The sequence below is a fragment of the Candidatus Binatia bacterium genome (assembly GCA_023150935.1).
In the GTDB taxonomy this organism is placed as follows: domain Bacteria; phylum Desulfobacterota; class Binatia; order HRBIN30; family HRBIN30; genus JAKLJW01.
In genome coordinates, this window is record JAKLJW010000007.1 from 69,383 (window position 1) to 86,730 (window position 17,348).

The window sequence follows — 17,348 nt, forward strand, 5'->3', positions numbered from 1 at the left end:
GGGAGTTGCGGCCATTGGGTTGCGCGCGGCAGCCCGCGCCGAGGTACACCCATTACCGGTCGGACGCGGCCGCTGCGTTGGGAATCGGCGGCAGGGGCACGATCCGCGCGGCGGCGTTCGGCTGATAGTACCGTCTGGCCTCGGGCAGCCAGGCGCGGATCTGGTCCTGGCGAGTGCCGTAACCGGGGTGGGTAGACAGGAACTCTAGAGGTTGCCCGCCCTCGCTGCGGGCCTCCATGCGCTGCCATAGTGCCAGCGCATACTCGGGTTCGTAGCCCGCCTTGGCCATCAGGATGAGCCCGATGTGATCCGCCTCGCTCTCCTGCGAACGACTGAAGGGCAGCAGGACGCCGACCTGCGCTCCCAGACCGAAAGCCTGCATGGCCGTGTTCTGCACGGCAGCCGACTGGCCGCCCAGACCGATCGCCAGGGCGACGGCGCCAAGCTGCACGAGTTGGGTCTGGCTCATCCGTTCGGCGCCGTGCCGCGCCAGAGCGTGGGCCACTTCGTGCGCCATCACGGCCGCCAGTGCTCCGGTGTCCTGGGCCACCGGGAACAAACCCGTGTAAACGGCAACCTTTCCGCCGGGCAGGGCGAACGCATTGACCTGCTTCGGATCGTCGATGACGTTGAACTCCCACTGGTACTCGGGCTTGTCGGCCACGGCCGCGATGCGATTGCCGACCTCGACCACCGGCGCGGTCAGCACCGGGTCGCGCACGATCTCTGCCTTCGAAAGCACCTGCTTGTAGGCGTCGGCACCGAGAGCCATCTCTTCTGCCGCCGACACCATTATCAGCTGCGTGCGATCCGTGTACGGCACCGTCGCGCAACCGGCGAACCCGACCAACACGACGGCGACGGCGGCCATCGCGGCGGTTGAACCCGCACGCTGCTTGCCGCCGGCAGGACGTCGTGCACCGTCCATAGTACGACTCATGATGCCAATCACTATAGTCCAACCGTCCGCGGGCTGCACGATCGCGCTCTTGCCCGGCAGGGGGAATCGGCTACTCTCGGGACCCGACGAAGAAACCGGACCGGCGAGGCCGTCGCCAGGGGGAATGCGATGAACGTGTCGATGTGGATGAAGGCGGTGAACGTCATTCCGCGTGTCAGCAAAGAGGAATGGCAGGGGCTTGACGTAATTTCGCGCTGGCTGATCGCGACCCGTTCTGCGGTTCTGGTCATGACGTTGATTTCGGCCGCCATCGCCGGCCTGCTGGCTGCCCGTAACGGGATGTTCCACCTCGGCCTCTGGCTTCTCGTCACGCTCGGCCTGCTGTTTGCCCACGCCACGAACAACCTGCTCAATGACATCACCGACCACATCAAGGGCGTCGACCGGGACAACTACTTCCGCTCCCAGTATGGACCGCAGCCGCTCGAGCACGGCCTGATGACCAGAAGTCAGGCCCTCCTGTACGCCGTGGTGACCGGCCTCATCGCGCTAGCCGCCGGATGGGCGCTGGTGGCTCTGCGCGGGGAAGCGACCCTCACCCTGCTCGCCGTGGGCGCCTTTTTCGTCCTCTTCTACACCTGGCCGCTCAAGTATATCGGCCTCGGCGAGGTGGCCGTGATCGTCGTCTGGGGCCCCCTGATGGTCGGCGGCGGGTACTACGTCGTTACCGGCACGATGTCGTGGAGCGTCATGCTCGCCAGCCTGCCGGTGGCGCTCGCGGCAACCACCGTCCTGTTCGGCAAGCACATCGACAAACTCGATGCCGATGCGGCCAAGGGCATTCGGACCATGCCGGTACTCCTCGGCGACGCCCGCGCCCGCCGCGCAACCATCGTCATGTTTACACTCGAATACCTCCTGACCATTGCCCTGGTGATCAGCGGCGCTCTGTCCTTCCTGTTGCTTGCCGTCCTCGGCGCCCTCCCCTGGTACTGGCGCGCCGTGCGCGTCTACCGGCACCCGCGGCCCGCGGCTCCGCCGCCCGAGTACCCGCCGAACATCTGGCCGCTCTGGTACTCCGCCTTCGCCTTCCAGCACACCCGGCGCTTCGGTGGCCTGTTTCTCCTCGGGCTGGCACTCGACGTCATCGGACGCCAACTCGGACTCCTCTAGCGGGACGCCGGGACGGCGTTTTCGCGCGCCCTGAGGCTGCTTCGTCGATTTCGTCGGCGGGGCACCTTTTCCCTGCCGCGGTTTGTTGCTAACGCAAAGCCGCGCACGGCCGCACCGCCGTCGCGCACGCACTAATCGATCGAGGAGGACCGCATGAAAATCGATGGAGCCGTAGCCCTGGTAACGGGCGGTGCATCCGGGCTCGGCGAAGCCACGGTGCGAGAGATCGTCGCGCGTGGCGGCAAGGCCGCGATCATGGACCGCCCCAACTCCAACGGCGAAGCATTGGTCCGGGAGCTGGGCTCCAACGCGATCTTCACCCCGGCCGACGTCACCAGTGAGGAGCAGGTGAAGGAAGCCGTCGCCAGGACCGCCGCCGCGTTCGGCGCCGTGCACGTCGCCGTCAACTGCGCCGGTGTCGGGGCGGCAATGAAGACGACGGGAAAGCAGGGGCCGATGCCGCTCGACATGTTCGAGATGGTGATCAAGATCAACCTGATCGGCACCTTCAACGTCATCCGCCTCGCCGCCACGCAGATGTTGGGGAACACCCCCAACGCCGACGGCGAGCGCGGCGTGCTGATCAACACGGCGTCGATCGCCGCCTTCGACGGGCAAATCGGTCAAGCCGCCTACTCGGCCTCGAAGGGCGGTGTGGTGGGCATGACACTGCCGATCGCCCGCGACCTGTCCCGCGACGGCATCCGCTGCTGCACGATCGCCCCCGGCACGTTCGACACGCCGATGCTGGCCATGCTCCCCGAACCTCAACGCATGGCGCTCGGGGCGGCGATCCCGTTCCCCTCGCGCCTCGGTCGTCCGAGCGAGTTCGCGCTCCTCGCCTGCAGCATCGTCGAGAACCCGATGCTTAACGGCGAAACGATCCGCCTCGACGGCGCTCTGCGCATGGGGCCGAAGTAGGCAATAAGCCGGGCCTGCGCAGTCAGGAAAGGCAGCGCCTTCCACCTGACAGATCTACGGCCCAACCCGCCGCCCATGTCCTATCGGCTGTCGGAAGAAGAGCGTCTGCTCCAGACCACGGTACGGGAGTTCGCCAACAACGAACTGGCGCCGCTGGTCGCCGACGCCGAGCGCACCGGCACCTTTCCTCGCGACCGCATTCTTCCCGGCATGGCGGCTCTGGGGTTGCTGTCGATCGGCGTGCCGCCGGAGTTGGGCGGCGTCGGCGGCACTGGCCTGATGCTGTGCATCGTAGCCGAAGAGATCGCGCGGGTGTGTGGCGGGTTTGCCATCGGGGTGATGGGATCGGTCCTGTCGCCCGCCGCACTGGTCAGAATGCGCGGTCCCGCCGCCGCCCCCGCCCTGCCGCCACTGGTGCAAGGCCTGACCCTGCCGGCCATGGCATTCACCGAGCCGGGGGCCGGGTCCGACCTGGCGGCCATCCGCTGCACGGTGACGAAGAGCGACCGCGGGCTCCTTCTCAACGGCACCAAGACCTTCATCTCGAACGGGCCCACCGCCGACGTGTACCTGGTCGCCGCAGTACGGTCCGAAGTCGCCGACAGGCCGCGCGCGGAACGTGCCCGCGGCATGGGTCTCCATGTCGTGCTGCGCGGCACCCCCGGCTTCACGATCGGACGGCCCCTTGCCAAGCTCGGCATGCGCTCCAGCGAGACCGGCGAACTGCATTTCGAGGATGTTCTCGTCGCCAACGCGCCGGGCGTCGGAGCCGCAAGCGGTGCCGGCGCCGGCCAGGCTCAGGGTTTTCGGGGCATGATGGAACTGCTCGACTTCAACCGCCTCTACATTGCGGCGCTGAGCATCGGCATCGGCCAGGCGGCCTTCGAAGCCTGTGTGCCGTATGTAAAGCAACGAGTCGCCTTCGACCGGCCGATCGGCCAGCATCAGGCGACTGGCTTCAAGGTCGCGCGCATGGCGATGAATCTCGACGCTGCACGCGCACTCGTGCAGCGGGCCTGCGAGCTGTACGAAGCCGGCGAGCGCTGCACGCGGGCGGTCAGCGAGGCCAAGCTCTTCGCCACCGAGGCCGCGGTCGCGATTACCGGCGACGCCGTCCAGATTCACGGCGGCTACGGCTACATCGAGGAGTTACCGGTCGAGCGCTACTTCCGGGACGCCAGAGTGGGAACCATCTGGGAGGGCACCAGCGAGATCCAGCAGCAGATCATCTGCCGCGAACTGGGCCTCTACTCCGAATGACGGTTCCCGTTCGTGGCGACGGTTGTAGAGCCGCCGCGGTAGCTCGTCCCTGCTGCAAGGACCCATCTTGCGCAACCCGGGCCAGCGTCCTACGATCCTCCGCGAGCAACCTCGATCCCGCGAAGCGCGCCTCCCCCCCCCTCCCTTGACCCGCCCTTTGCCTGCTTCGTATATACGGCGCGCTTGAGATCAGACGCGGTAGCTCGAGGGAGTCGAGTTAGTTCGAATTTTTGGCGCTATGCCCAACCGGCCGTCACTATGGGCCGCCCTCGTCGCCCGGCGTTTGGGGTCGTCTGCTTGCGCAAATTCCCTCGCGTGCCTGCGCGCGAGTTGAGGAGAGTCGGTGATGAGTAGAGACACGATTAGATGTCGCGGTGTGATGGAACGCGCCACGCCCACGCTCACGGCGGGGCCCTTTGGCGCAATGTTATCGCTGCTCGGGCGGGCGCTGGTGATCCTCGGCGCGGTGGTGAGCGGCGCGTTACCGGCCCTGCCGGCGGCCGGGTCGCCGGCACAGGACAACTTCAACGCATTCTGCGGTGCCTGCCACACGATCGGCGGGGGGCAACGCGTCGGGCCCGACCTCAAGGGCGCCACCGAACGACGCTCCCGCGAGTGGCTTGTCACGTTCATCACGAACTCCCAGGCGATGATCGCTGCCGGCGACCCCGACGCCAAGGCGTTGTTCGAGAAGTACAACAAGACCGTCATGCCGAACGCCCCGTACTCCCGGGCGCAGATCGAGGAGATTATCGACCTGATGGCTGGCGGGGGCGGCGCCGCGGCACCCGCCGTTGCCGCGGCCGAGGTGAGGATAGAAGCGACCCCCGAAGAAGTGACCAAAGGCCAGGCGTTGTTCCAGGGGACGCAACGTTTCGCCAACGGCGGAGCGCCGTGTCTGTCCTGTCACCATGTCAGCGGCGACACAGTCTTCGGCGGCGGCGTGCTTGCCAAGGAACTCACCGATGCCTTCTCCCGTATGGGTGCCGCCGGTCTCCAGGGCATTCTGCAGGCGCCCCCGTTCCCGGTGATGCAACAGGCCTACGCCACTCACGCGCTTACCCGCACCGAAATCAACGCGCTCACCGCGTACCTTCAGGAAGCCGGTGGACGTACGACGGCGGGGTTTGGCCAGCCGCGCGAGAACGCCGTGAAACTCGCGTTCAGCGGCCTCGGCGGTTTCAGCGTTCTAATGGTGCTTTACGGAGCCATCTGGCGCCGTCGCAAGTCGTATCCGGTCAACCACGACGTGTTCGCTCGCCAGGTCCGTAGCGAGTGAGCTTTCGCCGCTTCCGAGAATTCGCATCGTCAGGACATGGAGAACGAGAGATGAGTTGGATTCAGGACATCGTTTCACCCGAGACGCGGCAGTGGGAAGAGTTTTATCGCAACCGCTTCCAGCACGATCGAATCGTGCGCAGCACCCATGGCGTGAACTGTACGGGCGGCTGCTCGTGGCAGATCCACGTCAAGGACGGCATCGTGGTGTGGGAAACCCAGCAGCTCGACTATCCGCTGCTCGAGGACTCCCTGCCGCCGTACGAACCGCGCGGCTGCCAGCGCGGCATCTCGTATTCGTGGTACCTGTACAGCCCGCTGCGCATCAAGTATCCGCTGATCCGCGGCGCGCTGCTCGACGCGTGGGAAAAAGAGAAGCAGGCCGCCGCTGGAAACACCTTGCAGGCATGGGAAAACCTGCAGAAGAACGAGGCCAAGCGCAGCGCTTACCAGACCGCCCGCGGCAAGGGCGGCTTCCGGCGCGCTAGCTGGGACACCGTCCTCGAGCTCATGGCGGCGGCCAACATCTACACCGCCAAGCGCCACGGCCCCGACCGGGTCATCGGCTTCTCGCCGATTCCCGCGATGTCGATGCTGAGCTACGCCGCCGGCGCCCGCTTCCTCCAGCTCTTCGGCGGCGTCAATCTGAGCTTCTACGACTGGTACTGCGATCTCCCCACCGCGTTCCCGGAAATCTGGGGCGAACAGACCGACGTCTGCGAAAGCGCAGACTGGTACAACGCCAAGATGATTGCCGACATGGGTGCGTGTCTGAACATGACGCGCACGCCGGACTGCCACTTCTTCGCGGAATCACGGCACAACGGCACCAAAGCGGTGGTCTTCTCCCCCGACTTCAGCCAGGTGTGCAAGTATGCCGATCAGTGGGTGCCCCTGCACGCCGGCAGCGACGGCGCGTTCTGGATGGCCGTGTCGCACGTCATCCTCAAGGAATTCCACCACGAGAAGTCGACCCCGTATTTCATCCAGTACGTCAAGCGCTACACGGACAGTCCTTACCTCGTAAAGCTCGACAAAGACGGCGACCACTACCTCCCCGGCCGACTGCTGCGCGCCAACGAGATCAAAGTCTGGGCCGATCTCGAAAACGGCGACTGGATGTTCGTCAACGTCGACGAAAAGACCAACGAACTCGTCGTCCCCAAGGGCGCGATGGGGCATCGCTGGGGCAAGCCCGGCAACTGGAACATGCTGTTCGAGAACACCGTCGACGGCAAGCCCTACGACCCTCGCCTCACCTTCCTCGGCGCCTCCGACGATACCCTGCCGACCCAGTTCACCGAGTTCGGACTCGACACGAAAGCGGTGCGCCACGTACCGGTACGGTACATCGAAACGGCCGCGGGCAAGGTGCCGGTCACCACGGTCTACGACCTCATCATGGCCCAGTACGGCGTCGGTCGCGGCCTGAAGGGCGAGTACCCGAAGGACTACACGGATGCCAGCGCCGCCTACACCCCCGCCTGGCAGGAGATCATCACCGGCGTCAACAGTAAGACCGTTCTGCAGTTCGCCCGCGAATGGGCGAACACGGCAGCCGCCACCGAAGGCAAGTGCATGATCATCATCGGGGCCGGCATCAACCACTGGTACCATGCCAACCTGATGTATCGCTCCGGTGCGATGGCGCTCATGCTCACCGGCTGCGTGGGCAAGAACGGCGGCGGCCTCAACCACTACGTCGGTCAGGAGAAACTCGCGCCCGTCGAGTCGTGGTCGGCAATCGCCTTCGCCAAGGACTGGCAGGGTGCAGCCCGACTGCAACAGGCGCCGCTCTGGCACTACATCAACACCTGCCAGTTCCGCTACGACGGCCACTTCTCCCGGTACAACGCCGTGCCCAAGAACAAGTGGACGGCGCAACACACGGCCGACACCATCTATCAGTCCGTCCGCATGGGCTGGATGCCGTTCTACCCACAGTTCAACCAGAACTCCCTGTCCCTGGCCGAAGAGGCCGAAAAGAACGGCGCCAGAACCGACGAGGAAATTACCGCCTACGTCGTCAAGAAACTCAAGAACAAGGAGCTACACTACTCCGCCTCCGACCCGGACGCTCCCGAGAATCACCCGCGTGTGTGGTACATCTGGCGCGGCAACGCGATCATGGGGAGCATGAAGGGCCACGAGTACGCCCTCAAGCACTACCTCGGGACGCACAGCAACGCGATCGGCAAGGACTCGGACGAGCACCCCGCGGAGGTCAAGTGGCATGACGTGGCCCCGCTCGGGAAGATGGACCTGGTCGTCGACTTGAACTTCCGCATGGACTCGTCGGCGCTGTACTCCGATATCGTCCTGCCGGCCGCCTCCTGGTACGAGAAGGCCGACCTCAACAGCACCGACCTGCACTCGTTCATCCACCCGCTGTCGCAGGCAGTGGCCCCGGTGTGGGAGTCCAAGGCCGACTGGGACATTTTCAAGGCCCTCGCCAAGGCAACCAGCGACTGCGCCCGCGAGCACTTCGCCAAGCCGGTAAAGGACGTGGTCGCCCTGCCCCTCTCCCACGACACCCCCGACGAAATCACCCAGCCCACCATCAAGGACTGGTATCGCGGGGAGTGCGAGCCGGTCCCCGGCAAGACGATGCACAAGCTGACGGTCATCGAGCGCGACTACACCAGGCTTTACGACAAGTACATCGCGCTCGGCGACCGGTTGCGGGCCTCGGGGCTCGGCGCCCACGGCGTCAATTACGCATGCGAGGCGGAATACGACCATCTCGTCGCCTCCAAGCACTTTCCCACCGTGATCGTCGACGGGAAGGAGTACCCCTCGCTGCGCGAGGATCGCCAGGCCGCTAACGTCCTGCTTCACCTCTCCACGCTGACCAACGGCGCCCTGAACCTGCAGGCCTACCGCAATATGGAAAAGAAGACGGGCCTACAGCTCGTCGACCTCGGCGCCGGCAACGCCGACGTCCGGCTCTTCTACGAGGACCTGCAGGCGCAGCCGCGGCGCTACAACACCTCGCCGGTCTGGTCGGGCCTGATGAACAACGGTCGGGCCTATGCTCCGTACACCTACAACCACGACCGCCTCGTGCCCTGGCGCACCCTCACCGGCCGCCAGCACTTCTACCTCGACCACGACCTCTACATCGCCTACGGGGAGAACCTGCCGACCTACAAACCGTCGCCCCGCCCCGAGGCTTACGGCGACCTGCGCGAAACCGTCAAGAGCGGTCAGGCACTCGCGCTCAACTGCCTTACCCCGCACGGCAAGTGGCACATCCATTCCACATACATGGACAACCACCGCATGCTCACGCTGTCGCGCGGCTGCGAACCGTGCTGGCTCAGCGAGGCCGACGCCAAGACTCTCGGCATCCAGGACAACGACTGGGTCGAAGTCTATAACGACCACGGCGTCTACTGCACTCGCGCCTCGGTGAGCTCGCGCATCCCGCGCGGCGTGTGCATCGTGTACCACGTACCCGAACGTACCGTCGGCATCCCCAAGTCGCAGATTCGCGGCCGGCGCGGCGGCGGGCACAACAGCTTCACCCGCATTCACCTGAAGCCCAACTACCTGAGCGGCGGCTACGGGCAGTTCAGCTACCACTTCAACTACTGGGGCCCGATCGCCCCGCAACGCGACACCCACGTGTTCATCAAGAAGATGACCAAGGTGGTCTTCTAGGAATAATCGAGGAAGGAACCGGTTATGGACATCAGATCTCAGGTATCGATCGTTTTCCACCTCGACAAGTGCATCGGCTGCCACACGTGCTCCATCGCCTGCAAGAACATCTGGACCGACCGCCGGGGCGCGGAGTACCAGTGGTGGAACAACGTCGAGACGAAGCCGGGAACCGGCTACCCCAGCAAGTGGGAAGATCAGAACATCTATAAGGGCGGCTGGGAGCGTAATGCCGGCGGTCGGATCGAGTTGAAGGGCGCCGGCAAGAAGAAGGGGCTGCTCAACATCTTCCACAACCCCTATCTGCCCAGCGTCGAGGACTACTACGAGCCCTTCACGTACGACTACCTCAACCTCATCGAAGCGCCCCCCGCAGACGATCAACCGACGGCACGACCGATCTCGATGATCACCGGCGAGCCCATGGACGTGCAGATGGGCCCGAACTGGGACGACGACCTCAGCGGCACCCCGGACTACGCACGCAAGGACCCCAACCTCGAGAAGCTCTCCCCCGCGGAACGCGAGGCGATGTTCCAGCTCGAGCGCATGGCGTTCTTCTACCTTCCACGCGTGTGCAATCACTGCCTGAACCCCGCCTGCGTCGCCTCCTGCCCGTCGGGCGCGATCTACAAGCGCGGCGAGGACGGCGTGGTGCTGATCAATCAGAAGGTCTGCCGCGCCTGGCGCATGTGCGTGACCGCGTGCCCTTACAAGAAGTCGTACTACAACTGGCACACGGGCAAGTCCGAGAAGTGCATCCTCTGCTTCCCGCGCATAGAGGCCGGCTACGCTCCGGCGTGCATGCACTCCTGCGTCGGCCGTATCCGCTATATCGGCGTCATCCTCTACGACGCCGACCGCATCGAGGCCACGGCCTCGGCACCCGACAAGGACATCGTAAGCAACCATCTCGATATCCTGCTCGACCCGTTCGACCCGAAGATCATCGACGCCGCCAAGAAGAACGGCGTCGCCGACTCGACGATCAAGGCAGCGCAGGACTCGCCCACCTACAAGTTCATCAAGACCTGGGGGATGGCTCTCCCGCTGCACCCCGAGTTCCGTACGCTGCCGATGCTGTTCTACGTGCCGCCCTTGCTTCCGGTCATGGCCTCGCTCGGCGCCTCGGACCCGGCACAAAAGGACAAGCTCAATCCGATCGCGAAGCGCTGGGACGACAACTGGCTGTACGACTCGAGCACGACCGAGTTCTTCGCCTCCGTCGATCAGGCCCGCTTTCCCCTCGAATACCTTGCGAGCCTCTTCTCCGCCGGGGATACCGATGCCGTCGCCTTGCGGCTGAAGAAGCTCATGGCCGTGCGCATCTATCGGCGCTGGAAGACGGTCGGCGACCTGTCGCGCGACAAGGTCGATGCGGCATTGCGCGAAACCGGCCTCACCGACGCGGCGGCCGAGGACATCTACTACCTCACGTCGCTGGCCAAGTTCGACGATCGGTTCGTCATTCCCCCGGCGCACCGCGAACAGGCGATCGAAATGCTTCAGTTCACCGGCGACCGGAAGGGCGAAGTGGGCTTCGGCTTCCGCGAGGCGCCCCGGCGGGGACTCTGAGGTGACGATGGCGCGCTACGATGCGCTCGCCCGGCTCTTCACGCACCCCGGCCCTGGGTTGCACGAGGATCTGCGAGCCGCGATCGAACTGCACGAACGCGACTACCCGGAGGCCGTCACGGCCCTCCGGCGCTTCGCCGACGTCGCACCGCTGAACGACCTGCTGGCCATGCAGGAGTTGCACCTCCGCACCTTCGACGTGCAGCCCATCGCCTGCCTCGATGTCGGCTACACCCTCTTCGGCGAGGACTACAAACGCGGGGCGCTCCTCGCGAACCTGAGCCGGGAACACATCGAGGTCGGCAACGACTGCGGCCTCGAGCTCGCCGACCATCTCCCGAACGTGCTCCGGTTACTGGCGAAATGGCAGAACCACGCCGTGCGCGAGGAGTTCGTGCGCGTCATGCTCGGACCCGCGGTACAGGAAATGGTGCGCGAATTCGAGCCCGACCGGATCGAGAAGAAAGAGAACCTCTACAAGCGTCACCACAAGACGGTGATCGAGAGCGCCGCCGGCGACCGGCGCTTCGCCTACCGCCATCTGCTCGCCGCCCTGGAAAGCATCCTGGCGAAGGACTTCGGGCCCTTCGCCGGCCTGCCGACACAGCGGGAATCGAAGTTCGCCGGCTCGGTCGGCACTGAAATGGGAATCGAAAGCTGCGGCTCAGGCGCCGCAGATCAATGAGGAGGTCACGATGGATTGGCCGAACATGCTGCTGTTCATCGGGTTGCCGTATGTTGCGATGGTCCTGTTTCTGATCGGGACTATCTATCGCTACCGCGTCGAGCCCTTCCAGGTCTCCGCACTCTCGTCGCAGTTTCTCGAGGGTCGCCGGCTGTTCTGGAGCACGATCCCGTTCCACATCGGGATTCTGGTGGTTTTCCTCGGACACCTCACGGCCTTCCTTATTCCGCGCGGTGTGCTCATGTGGAACGGCGATCCGGTTCGCCTGATCATCCTGCAGGTCACCGCCTTCGCGTTCGGCCTCAGCGTCCTGGTTGGATTGGTGGGACTCATCTACCGGCGCCTCACCAACCCCCGCGTCCGGATGGTCACCAACCGCATGGACATCTTCCTTGAGCTGCTGCTGCTGACGCAGGTGCTGCTCGGCCTCTGGATCGCCCTCGGCTATCGCTGGGGCTCCTCGTGGTTCGCCGCCGATCTGTCGCCGTACTTGTGGTCGCTCTTCCGCGGCGAGCCGAACATCATCGCGGTCTCCGCGATGCCGATTCCCATTAAGCTGCACATCGTCGGCGCGTGGTTGATTCTGGGCATCTTCCCGTTCACCCGCCTGGTACACATACTTGTCGCCCCCCTCCACTACATCAGCCGACCGTACCAGCGCGTCATCTGGTATTGGGATCGTAAGGCGGTGCGCGACCCGCGTACCCGGTGGAGCCAACACCGGCCGATCAGCAGCTGATGAGTATCGCCGAGATCAAACACCTCGCCACCACCGATCCGCTGCGGCGCCAGGTCGAACGCGGGCCCATCGACGACGAGATGTCGCCGATGGATCCGCCGGATGCCTACAAGCCGCCGGCGCTCGACCGCGTGCCGGTCGAGGAACTGCACCCCTTCCTACGCCGGTTCGTTTCCGAGCACGAACACCTTCTCGCGGAGATGGACCGGGTCGCCGCCGCGGTTCGCTCGGTTAAGCAGTCAGGGTTTACCCGCGAGGTGCATGGGGCGATCGAGACTTTCCTGAAAACCTTCGACGACGAGTTCGTCTCCCACAGCCGCATCGAGGAGACCATCTTGTTCGGCCCCCTCGCAGCCCGCTTGCTCGAAACCGGAGAGCACAGCAAGGGCCCCGAACCCACGACGGCGGTGGACCTGATGCTCGACGAACACCTGCGCGCCAACCGGTTGGCGGCAGTGGTCGCGGGCTGTCTCGTGATGGCACCCATGATCAGGGACGAAGACGCCCGGCGCATCGTGGTTGGGACCGCCCTTAACGAGACCATGAATCTCGTGGAGTTGCTGCGCCTGCACATCTTCCGCGAGGACGGCATCGTCTTCGCGTCGGCTCATCGTCTCCTATCCCCCGACGAACTGAGCCGGATGCAGGTGACAACGAGCCTGCGGTGACCGCGCGGGGCAGCGCCTCGGAGTCTTGAGCGACCGCCCTCGCCGTAGCCACCGCTGGAGGTGTCCCCGTGCCGTACGTCCGCCAGCCCTCGCGCTTCCTCGACGACGATCTGGATACCTTTCGCACGACCGTATCCGACTTCGTTGCCCGCGAGATTCGACCGCACGCCGCCGCCTGGGAAGCGGCGGGCCAGTTCCCCCGCCAGCTCTACCGCAGCGCCGCGGCGGCGGGACTCATTGGCCTGCGCTACGATCCTGTCTGGGGCGGCGGTGGTGCGGGCCACCTCGCCACCTGCGTTCTCTGCGAGGAGCTTGCCAAAGGCGATACCCTGGGAACCGCCGTCGGTCTGATGGCACAGTCGGAGTTCGCCCTGGCCATCGTCGCCGACGAGGCATCGGAGGAGCTCAAGCGCGCCGACCTCGCCCCCGCCATCCGCGGCGAGCTGATCGGCGCCATCGGCGTCAGCGAACCCGGCGCCGGTTCCGACGTCGCCGCGATCTCGACGCGCGCCCGCCGCGACGGGGACGAGTACGTGATCAGCGGCCAGAAGACCTATATCACCAACGGCACCCGGGCCGATTTCCTTTCGCTCGCCGTGCGCACCGGCGGCGAGGGCCCATCGGGCATATCGGTCGTCGTGTTTCCTACGGACACTGCGGGCTTCAGCGTCGGACGGCGTCTCGAGAAGCTCGGCGCGCGCGCGTCGGATACGGCGGAGTTGTACTTCGACGAATGCCGCATTCCGGCTGCCAACCTCGTCGGCCGCGAAGGCAAGGGCATGCGATACATCCTCTCGCACTTCGCCGGCGAGCGCCTGGTGATCGCGTCCCTGGCCGTCGGGTCGATGGAGCGCCTGCTTGAACTGGGGCTCGACTACGCCGCCTCGCGACGCGTGTTCGGCAACTCCCTCGCTTCTTTGCAAACGTGGCGGCATCGCTTTGCCGACATGCTCACGCGGCTCGAAGCTACGCGGCTCATGGCCTATCAGGCCGCCGACCTGCTCGACCGCCGCGACCCGGCCGCCGAGCGCGCCGTGGCAATGGCCAAGGCCTACGCCGCCGAGTCCGTCCAGTTCGTTGCCGCAGAGGTCCTTCAACTCCACGGCGGCTTCGGACAGATGGAGGAGTCGCCCATTCCGCGCTACTACCGCGATGTAGCCGGCTTCTCGATCGGCGCGGGAACATCGGAAATCCAACGCGAGATTATCGCTCGGGCGCTGTTTTGAACCACTCGCGCGGCACGGCTCGGAACGGGCGCCCGCCGGATGAATTTCGCTCCACGGACCGGCATTGGGGTCGCGACGCGGGCAACATGAATTGCCCGGCTAAACCGGCAAGCGAACTGCCAGCCCGCAAAGGCAGAGGCATCGCAGGAAAGGAAAGAGCATGAGCACGACCATTAGCGAGGCAATGCACGATGACCACCGTCACTGCGACGAGTTGTTCGCACGCGCTGAAGAGCGCGTCGCCGCCGGCGACTTCGCGGGCGGCACTCAGGCGTTCACCGAGTTCGCCAGCGCACTCGAGCGGCACCTCAAGCTCGAGGAGGAAGTGCTGTTTCCGGCCCTCGAAGAAAAGACCGGCGGACCGATCGGGCCGACGCAGATGATGCGCCACGAGCACGAACAAATGCGCCAGGCACTTGCCTCCATGCGCGAAGGGCTGACGGCCCAGAACGGTCAGGCGTTCCTCGGCCAATCGGAAACCATGTTGATCCTCCTGCAACAGCACAACTTCAAGGAGGAGAACATTCTCTATCCGATGATGGACCGTGCCCTGGGGGCGGCTGCGGCCTCGTACATCGCCCAGGTGCAAGCGCGCACATGAGCGCCACACGCTTCGTCGATGTCTGCGGCCTGGCGCCGCCCGAACCGATGGAGCGTATTCTCGAAGCCCTGCGGACCCTGCCGCAGGGTGAAACGCTGCGGGTCCATATCCACCGCCAGCCTTATCCGCTGTATGACATCCTCGCCCGCGAGGGGTACGCCTGCGCGACCGCCGCGCGCGATGACGGGACTTTCGAGCTGACGATCCGGCACACCGGATGAACACCGGAGCTCTATCGCTCGATCAGGCGCCGCCCATCTCCGTGCCGTGGCGCTTCTTTCTCACGGCGCCCCTTTTCGGGCTCGCCACCGCCCTGGTCCTGGCCTGGTACGGGCCCGCGATTCTCGAATCGCGGTGGTTGCCGGCCAGCGCGGCCGCGGTCCATCTCCTCACTCTCGGCTTCATTACCATGGTCATGGCCGGCGCCATGATGCAGATGCTGCCGGTGGTCGCCGGGGCACCGGTACCACATCCACGCCTGGTCGCCTGGGGTCTGCACGTGCCTCTGACCGCCGGCACCGTTGCGCTGGTTGGTGGATTCCTCACCGGCACGCGCGGCGCCTTCCTTGCCGGCGCGCTGCTGCTCGCAACCTTCGCCGTTGTCTTCGTCGCCGTGGTTGCCCTCAGCCTGGCACGGGCGAAGAGCGCGTTCGGCACCGTCAACGGGATGTGGGCCGCGCTGATTGCGTTCGCGGTCACGGCCGCGCTCGGCGTGCCGATGGCATGGTCATTTGGCCGGGGAGCGTTTCCCGCCGCCTTCGGGTTATGGCGCGACCTCCACCCACTGTGGGGGCTTGGCGGCTGGGTCGGTTTGCTGGTCGTCGGCGTCGGTTACCAGGTGGTTCCCATGTTCCAGCTAACGCGACCCTACCCGCGCCTCATGACGTGGGCGGTTGCGCCACTGGGGCTTGCCGGGTTGGCGGCTGCGTCGCTGCTGCCGGGAACGTGGGCGCCCCGCACGGCAGGCACCATCGCGGCGCTGGCGCTCGCGGTTTTCGCCGCCGCGACCCTGGTCCTGCAGTCGACGCGCCGGCGCCGACTGCCGGATGTCTCCCTCACTTACTGGCGTGTGGCCATGGCCTCCTTGGCGGGCGCGGCGTTGCTCTTCGTCGCGAGACCGGCGTGGCCCGCGGCCAATGCCGCGCAACTCGAGGTCTTTTCCGTGCTGCTGGCTATCGTGGGCTTCGCTCTTTCGGTGATCGAGGGAATGCTGCTCAAGATCGTCCCCTTCCTGGCCTGGTTCCATCTCCAGGCGCGGGCCGGCTTGTCGGTGCGGGTGCCGAACGTGAAGGATTTCCTGCCGGATCGTCCGGCCCGCTGGCAGCTCCGCGCGCACGTGGCGGCGTTGTCCCTGCTGCTACCGGCAGTGGGGTGGCCGGCGGCGTTCTGGCCGGCGGTTGCGGCGTTCGCGGCCTCGCAGTGCGTTCTGGGCTGGAACCTCTGGCGCACAGCCTGGCGGTTCCGCACGGCTCTGGCGCAGTTGGGCTGACCCTACACCCTGGCTTCCGGGTCGAACAGCTTACGGTGCTCGTCGACCGCGAAGCGATCCGTCATGCCGGCGATGTAGTCGGCCACCACGCGCGCCTGCGGCTCGCCGGCTTTCCAGCGCGCCGCGATGTGCGGCGGCAACTGCGCCGGTTCGGCCACATAGGCCTGGAACAGATCCGCGACGATCTTCTGCGCCTTGGTCGCCATACGCATCACTCGGTAATGCCGGTAGAGGTTCTGCATCAGGAAGTCCTTCAATTGCAGGCGTTTCTCCTCCAGCGCCGGGCTGAATCCGGCGAGCGGCTGCCCGTGGGCACGCACGGCGGCGACGCTGCCTATACCGAGGGTGGCGACCCGATCGGTCACCGTGTTTATGAGATCGGTCACGAACTCATCCACCAGCGCGCGCTGGGCCTGGAAGCGCCAGATGCGGAATCCGGCCCCCGGAAACTCGGCTGCAATCCGCTCGAACGTCTCACGCCATAGCGTCACTTCGTGCAGTTGTTCGGCGCTCAGGAGACCCGACTTGAGCCCGTCGTCGATGTCGTGCGTGTTGTAGGCGATCTCGTCGGCGTAATCGACGATCTGGGCTTCCAGGCACGGCGCCGCACCGGGGTCGAAGGCGACGGCCAGCGGTTTCTCGTACGGCGGCGAGTGCTTGACGATCCCCTCGCGCACTTCCCAGCTAAGATTGAGACCGCGGAAATGCGGATAGCGCTCCTCTAGCAGGTCGACGATCCGCAAGCTTTGCGCGTTGTGCTCGAACCCGCCGCGCTCGGCCATGAGGTCGTTCAGAATCCGCTCGCCGGCATGGCCGAAGGGCGTGTGGCCGAGATCGTGCGCGAGGGCCACCGCCTCGGCGAGGTCGTTGTTGAGGCGCAACGTGCGCGCGATCGTACGCGTGATCTGCGCCGTCTCCACGGTGTGGGTGAGCCGCGTACGGTAGTAGTCGCCCTCGTGGTTCACGAAGACCTGGGTCTTGTACTCCAAACGGCGAAAGGCCGTGGAATGAATGATGCGATCCCGATCCCGCTGGAACGCGAGACGGAAGGCGTGCTCGTCCTCGGGATGCGCTCGCCCACGGCTCTGCCGGCTGCGCATCGCGTAGGGCGCCAGGGCAGCATCCTCGTCGGCCTCGAGCCGCGCGCGATCGACGATGCTCATGGGCAC

Annotated in this window: 15 protein-coding genes; 13 read left to right on the forward strand and 2 right to left on the reverse strand. The window is 65.6% G+C overall.

Going from position 1 to position 17,348, the window contains the following annotated elements; translation table 11 throughout:
• Positions 1-52 precede the first annotated feature (52 nt).
• A complete protein-coding gene (locus L6Q96_06760; GenBank protein ID MCK6554274.1) occupies positions 53-940 on the reverse strand; it encodes a M48 family metallopeptidase in 888 nt (295 codons plus the stop codon).
• 129 nt (positions 941-1,069) lie between these two features.
• Between L6Q96_06760 and L6Q96_06765 the strand changes: the two genes are divergently transcribed.
• The 13 genes from L6Q96_06765 (at position 1,070) to L6Q96_06825 (ending at position 16,179) form a co-directional block, all read left to right on the forward strand.
• Positions 1,070-2,074 (forward strand): prenyltransferase, encoded by a 1,005-nt coding sequence (locus tag L6Q96_06765; protein MCK6554275.1) that lies wholly within the window; start codon positions 1,070-1,072, stop codon positions 2,072-2,074.
• A 153-nt stretch (positions 2,075-2,227) separates the two neighbouring features.
• Positions 2,228-2,995 (forward strand): 3-hydroxyacyl-CoA dehydrogenase, encoded by a 768-nt coding sequence (locus L6Q96_06770; protein ID MCK6554276.1) that lies wholly within the window; start codon positions 2,228-2,230, stop codon positions 2,993-2,995.
• A gap of 75 nt (positions 2,996-3,070) precedes the next feature.
• Positions 3,071-4,255 (forward strand): acyl-CoA dehydrogenase family protein, encoded by a 1,185-nt coding sequence (locus tag L6Q96_06775; GenBank protein MCK6554277.1) that lies wholly within the window; start codon positions 3,071-3,073, stop codon positions 4,253-4,255.
• Positions 4,256-4,601: 346 nt separating this feature from the next.
• Positions 4,602-5,534 (forward strand): cytochrome c, encoded by a 933-nt coding sequence (locus L6Q96_06780; protein MCK6554278.1) that lies wholly within the window; start codon positions 4,602-4,604, stop codon positions 5,532-5,534.
• Between the two features lie 50 nt (positions 5,535-5,584).
• Positions 5,585-9,196: a nitrate reductase subunit alpha gene (locus tag L6Q96_06785; GenBank protein MCK6554279.1), complete on the forward strand. Its 3,612-nt coding sequence runs from the start codon at positions 5,585-5,587 to the stop codon at positions 9,194-9,196.
• A gap of 24 nt (positions 9,197-9,220) precedes the next feature.
• The gene (narH, locus tag L6Q96_06790; protein MCK6554280.1) at positions 9,221-10,771 is read left to right on the forward strand and encodes a nitrate reductase subunit beta; all 1,551 of its coding nucleotides are present in this window, start codon (positions 9,221-9,223) and stop codon (positions 10,769-10,771) included.
• A 7-nt stretch (positions 10,772-10,778) separates the two neighbouring features.
• Entirely contained in the window at positions 10,779-11,456 is a 678-nt protein-coding gene (locus L6Q96_06795) for a hypothetical protein (GenBank protein ID MCK6554281.1), read from the forward strand.
• Between the two features lie 10 nt (positions 11,457-11,466).
• The gene (narI, locus tag L6Q96_06800; protein ID MCK6554282.1) at positions 11,467-12,195 is read left to right on the forward strand and encodes a respiratory nitrate reductase subunit gamma; all 729 of its coding nucleotides are present in this window, start codon (positions 11,467-11,469) and stop codon (positions 12,193-12,195) included.
• Complete coding sequence (locus tag L6Q96_06805; protein MCK6554283.1) at positions 12,195-12,863, forward strand: hemerythrin domain-containing protein; 669 nt, start codon at positions 12,195-12,197, stop codon at positions 12,861-12,863. Before narI ends, L6Q96_06805 begins: the two co-directional genes overlap by 1 nt.
• A 68-nt stretch (positions 12,864-12,931) precedes the next feature.
• The gene (locus tag L6Q96_06810) at positions 12,932-14,089 is read left to right on the forward strand and encodes an acyl-CoA dehydrogenase family protein (GenBank protein ID MCK6554284.1); all 1,158 of its coding nucleotides are present in this window, start codon (positions 12,932-12,934) and stop codon (positions 14,087-14,089) included.
• 160 nt (positions 14,090-14,249) lie between these two features.
• On the forward strand, positions 14,250-14,690 hold the full coding sequence (locus tag L6Q96_06815; protein ID MCK6554285.1) for a hemerythrin domain-containing protein: 441 nt from the start codon (positions 14,250-14,252) through the stop codon (positions 14,688-14,690).
• Complete coding sequence (locus tag L6Q96_06820) at positions 14,687-14,911, forward strand: DUF2249 domain-containing protein (protein MCK6554286.1); 225 nt, start codon at positions 14,687-14,689, stop codon at positions 14,909-14,911. The genes L6Q96_06815 and L6Q96_06820 overlap by 4 nt, the downstream gene beginning before the upstream one ends.
• Complete coding sequence (locus tag L6Q96_06825) at positions 14,908-16,179, forward strand: hypothetical protein (protein MCK6554287.1); 1,272 nt, start codon at positions 14,908-14,910, stop codon at positions 16,177-16,179. Before L6Q96_06820 ends, L6Q96_06825 begins: the two co-directional genes overlap by 4 nt.
• A gap of 2 nt (positions 16,180-16,181) precedes the next feature.
• Here the strand turns inward: L6Q96_06825 and L6Q96_06830 are convergent, their stop codons facing one another.
• Positions 16,182-17,342, reverse strand: a complete 1,161-nt coding sequence (locus L6Q96_06830) for a deoxyguanosinetriphosphate triphosphohydrolase (GenBank protein MCK6554288.1) — start codon at positions 17,340-17,342, stop codon at positions 16,182-16,184.
• Positions 17,343-17,348: the final 6 nt, after the last annotated feature.

Excerpts from the sequence above, each read along its gene's own strand:
- L6Q96_06815 (MCK6554285.1), top strand. The coding sequence starts at position 14,250 with ATGAGCACGACCATTAGCGAGGCAATGCACGATGACCACCGTCACTGC.
- L6Q96_06770 (MCK6554276.1), top strand. The coding sequence starts at position 2,228 with ATGAAAATCGATGGAGCCGTAGCCCTGGTAACGGGCGGTGCATCCGGG.
- narH (MCK6554280.1), top strand. The coding sequence starts at position 9,221 with ATGGACATCAGATCTCAGGTATCGATCGTTTTCCACCTCGACAAGTGC.
- L6Q96_06830 (MCK6554288.1), bottom strand. The coding sequence starts at position 17,342 with ATGAGCATCGTCGATCGCGCGCGGCTCGAGGCCGACGAGGATGCTGCC.
- L6Q96_06775 (MCK6554277.1), top strand. The coding sequence starts at position 3,071 with ATGTCCTATCGGCTGTCGGAAGAAGAGCGTCTGCTCCAGACCACGGTA.
- L6Q96_06765 (MCK6554275.1), top strand. The coding sequence starts at position 1,070 with ATGAACGTGTCGATGTGGATGAAGGCGGTGAACGTCATTCCGCGTGTC.
- L6Q96_06825 (MCK6554287.1), top strand. The coding sequence starts at position 14,908 with ATGAACACCGGAGCTCTATCGCTCGATCAGGCGCCGCCCATCTCCGTG.
- L6Q96_06785 (MCK6554279.1), top strand. The coding sequence starts at position 5,585 with ATGAGTTGGATTCAGGACATCGTTTCACCCGAGACGCGGCAGTGGGAA.
- L6Q96_06820 (MCK6554286.1), top strand. The coding sequence starts at position 14,687 with ATGAGCGCCACACGCTTCGTCGATGTCTGCGGCCTGGCGCCGCCCGAA.
- L6Q96_06805 (MCK6554283.1), top strand. The coding sequence starts at position 12,195 with ATGAGTATCGCCGAGATCAAACACCTCGCCACCACCGATCCGCTGCGG.
- L6Q96_06795 (MCK6554281.1), top strand. The coding sequence starts at position 10,779 with ATGGCGCGCTACGATGCGCTCGCCCGGCTCTTCACGCACCCCGGCCCT.
- narI (MCK6554282.1), top strand. The coding sequence starts at position 11,467 with ATGGATTGGCCGAACATGCTGCTGTTCATCGGGTTGCCGTATGTTGCG.
- L6Q96_06760 (MCK6554274.1), bottom strand. The coding sequence starts at position 940 with ATGAGTCGTACTATGGACGGTGCACGACGTCCTGCCGGCGGCAAGCAG.
- L6Q96_06780 (MCK6554278.1), top strand. The coding sequence starts at position 4,602 with ATGAGTAGAGACACGATTAGATGTCGCGGTGTGATGGAACGCGCCACG.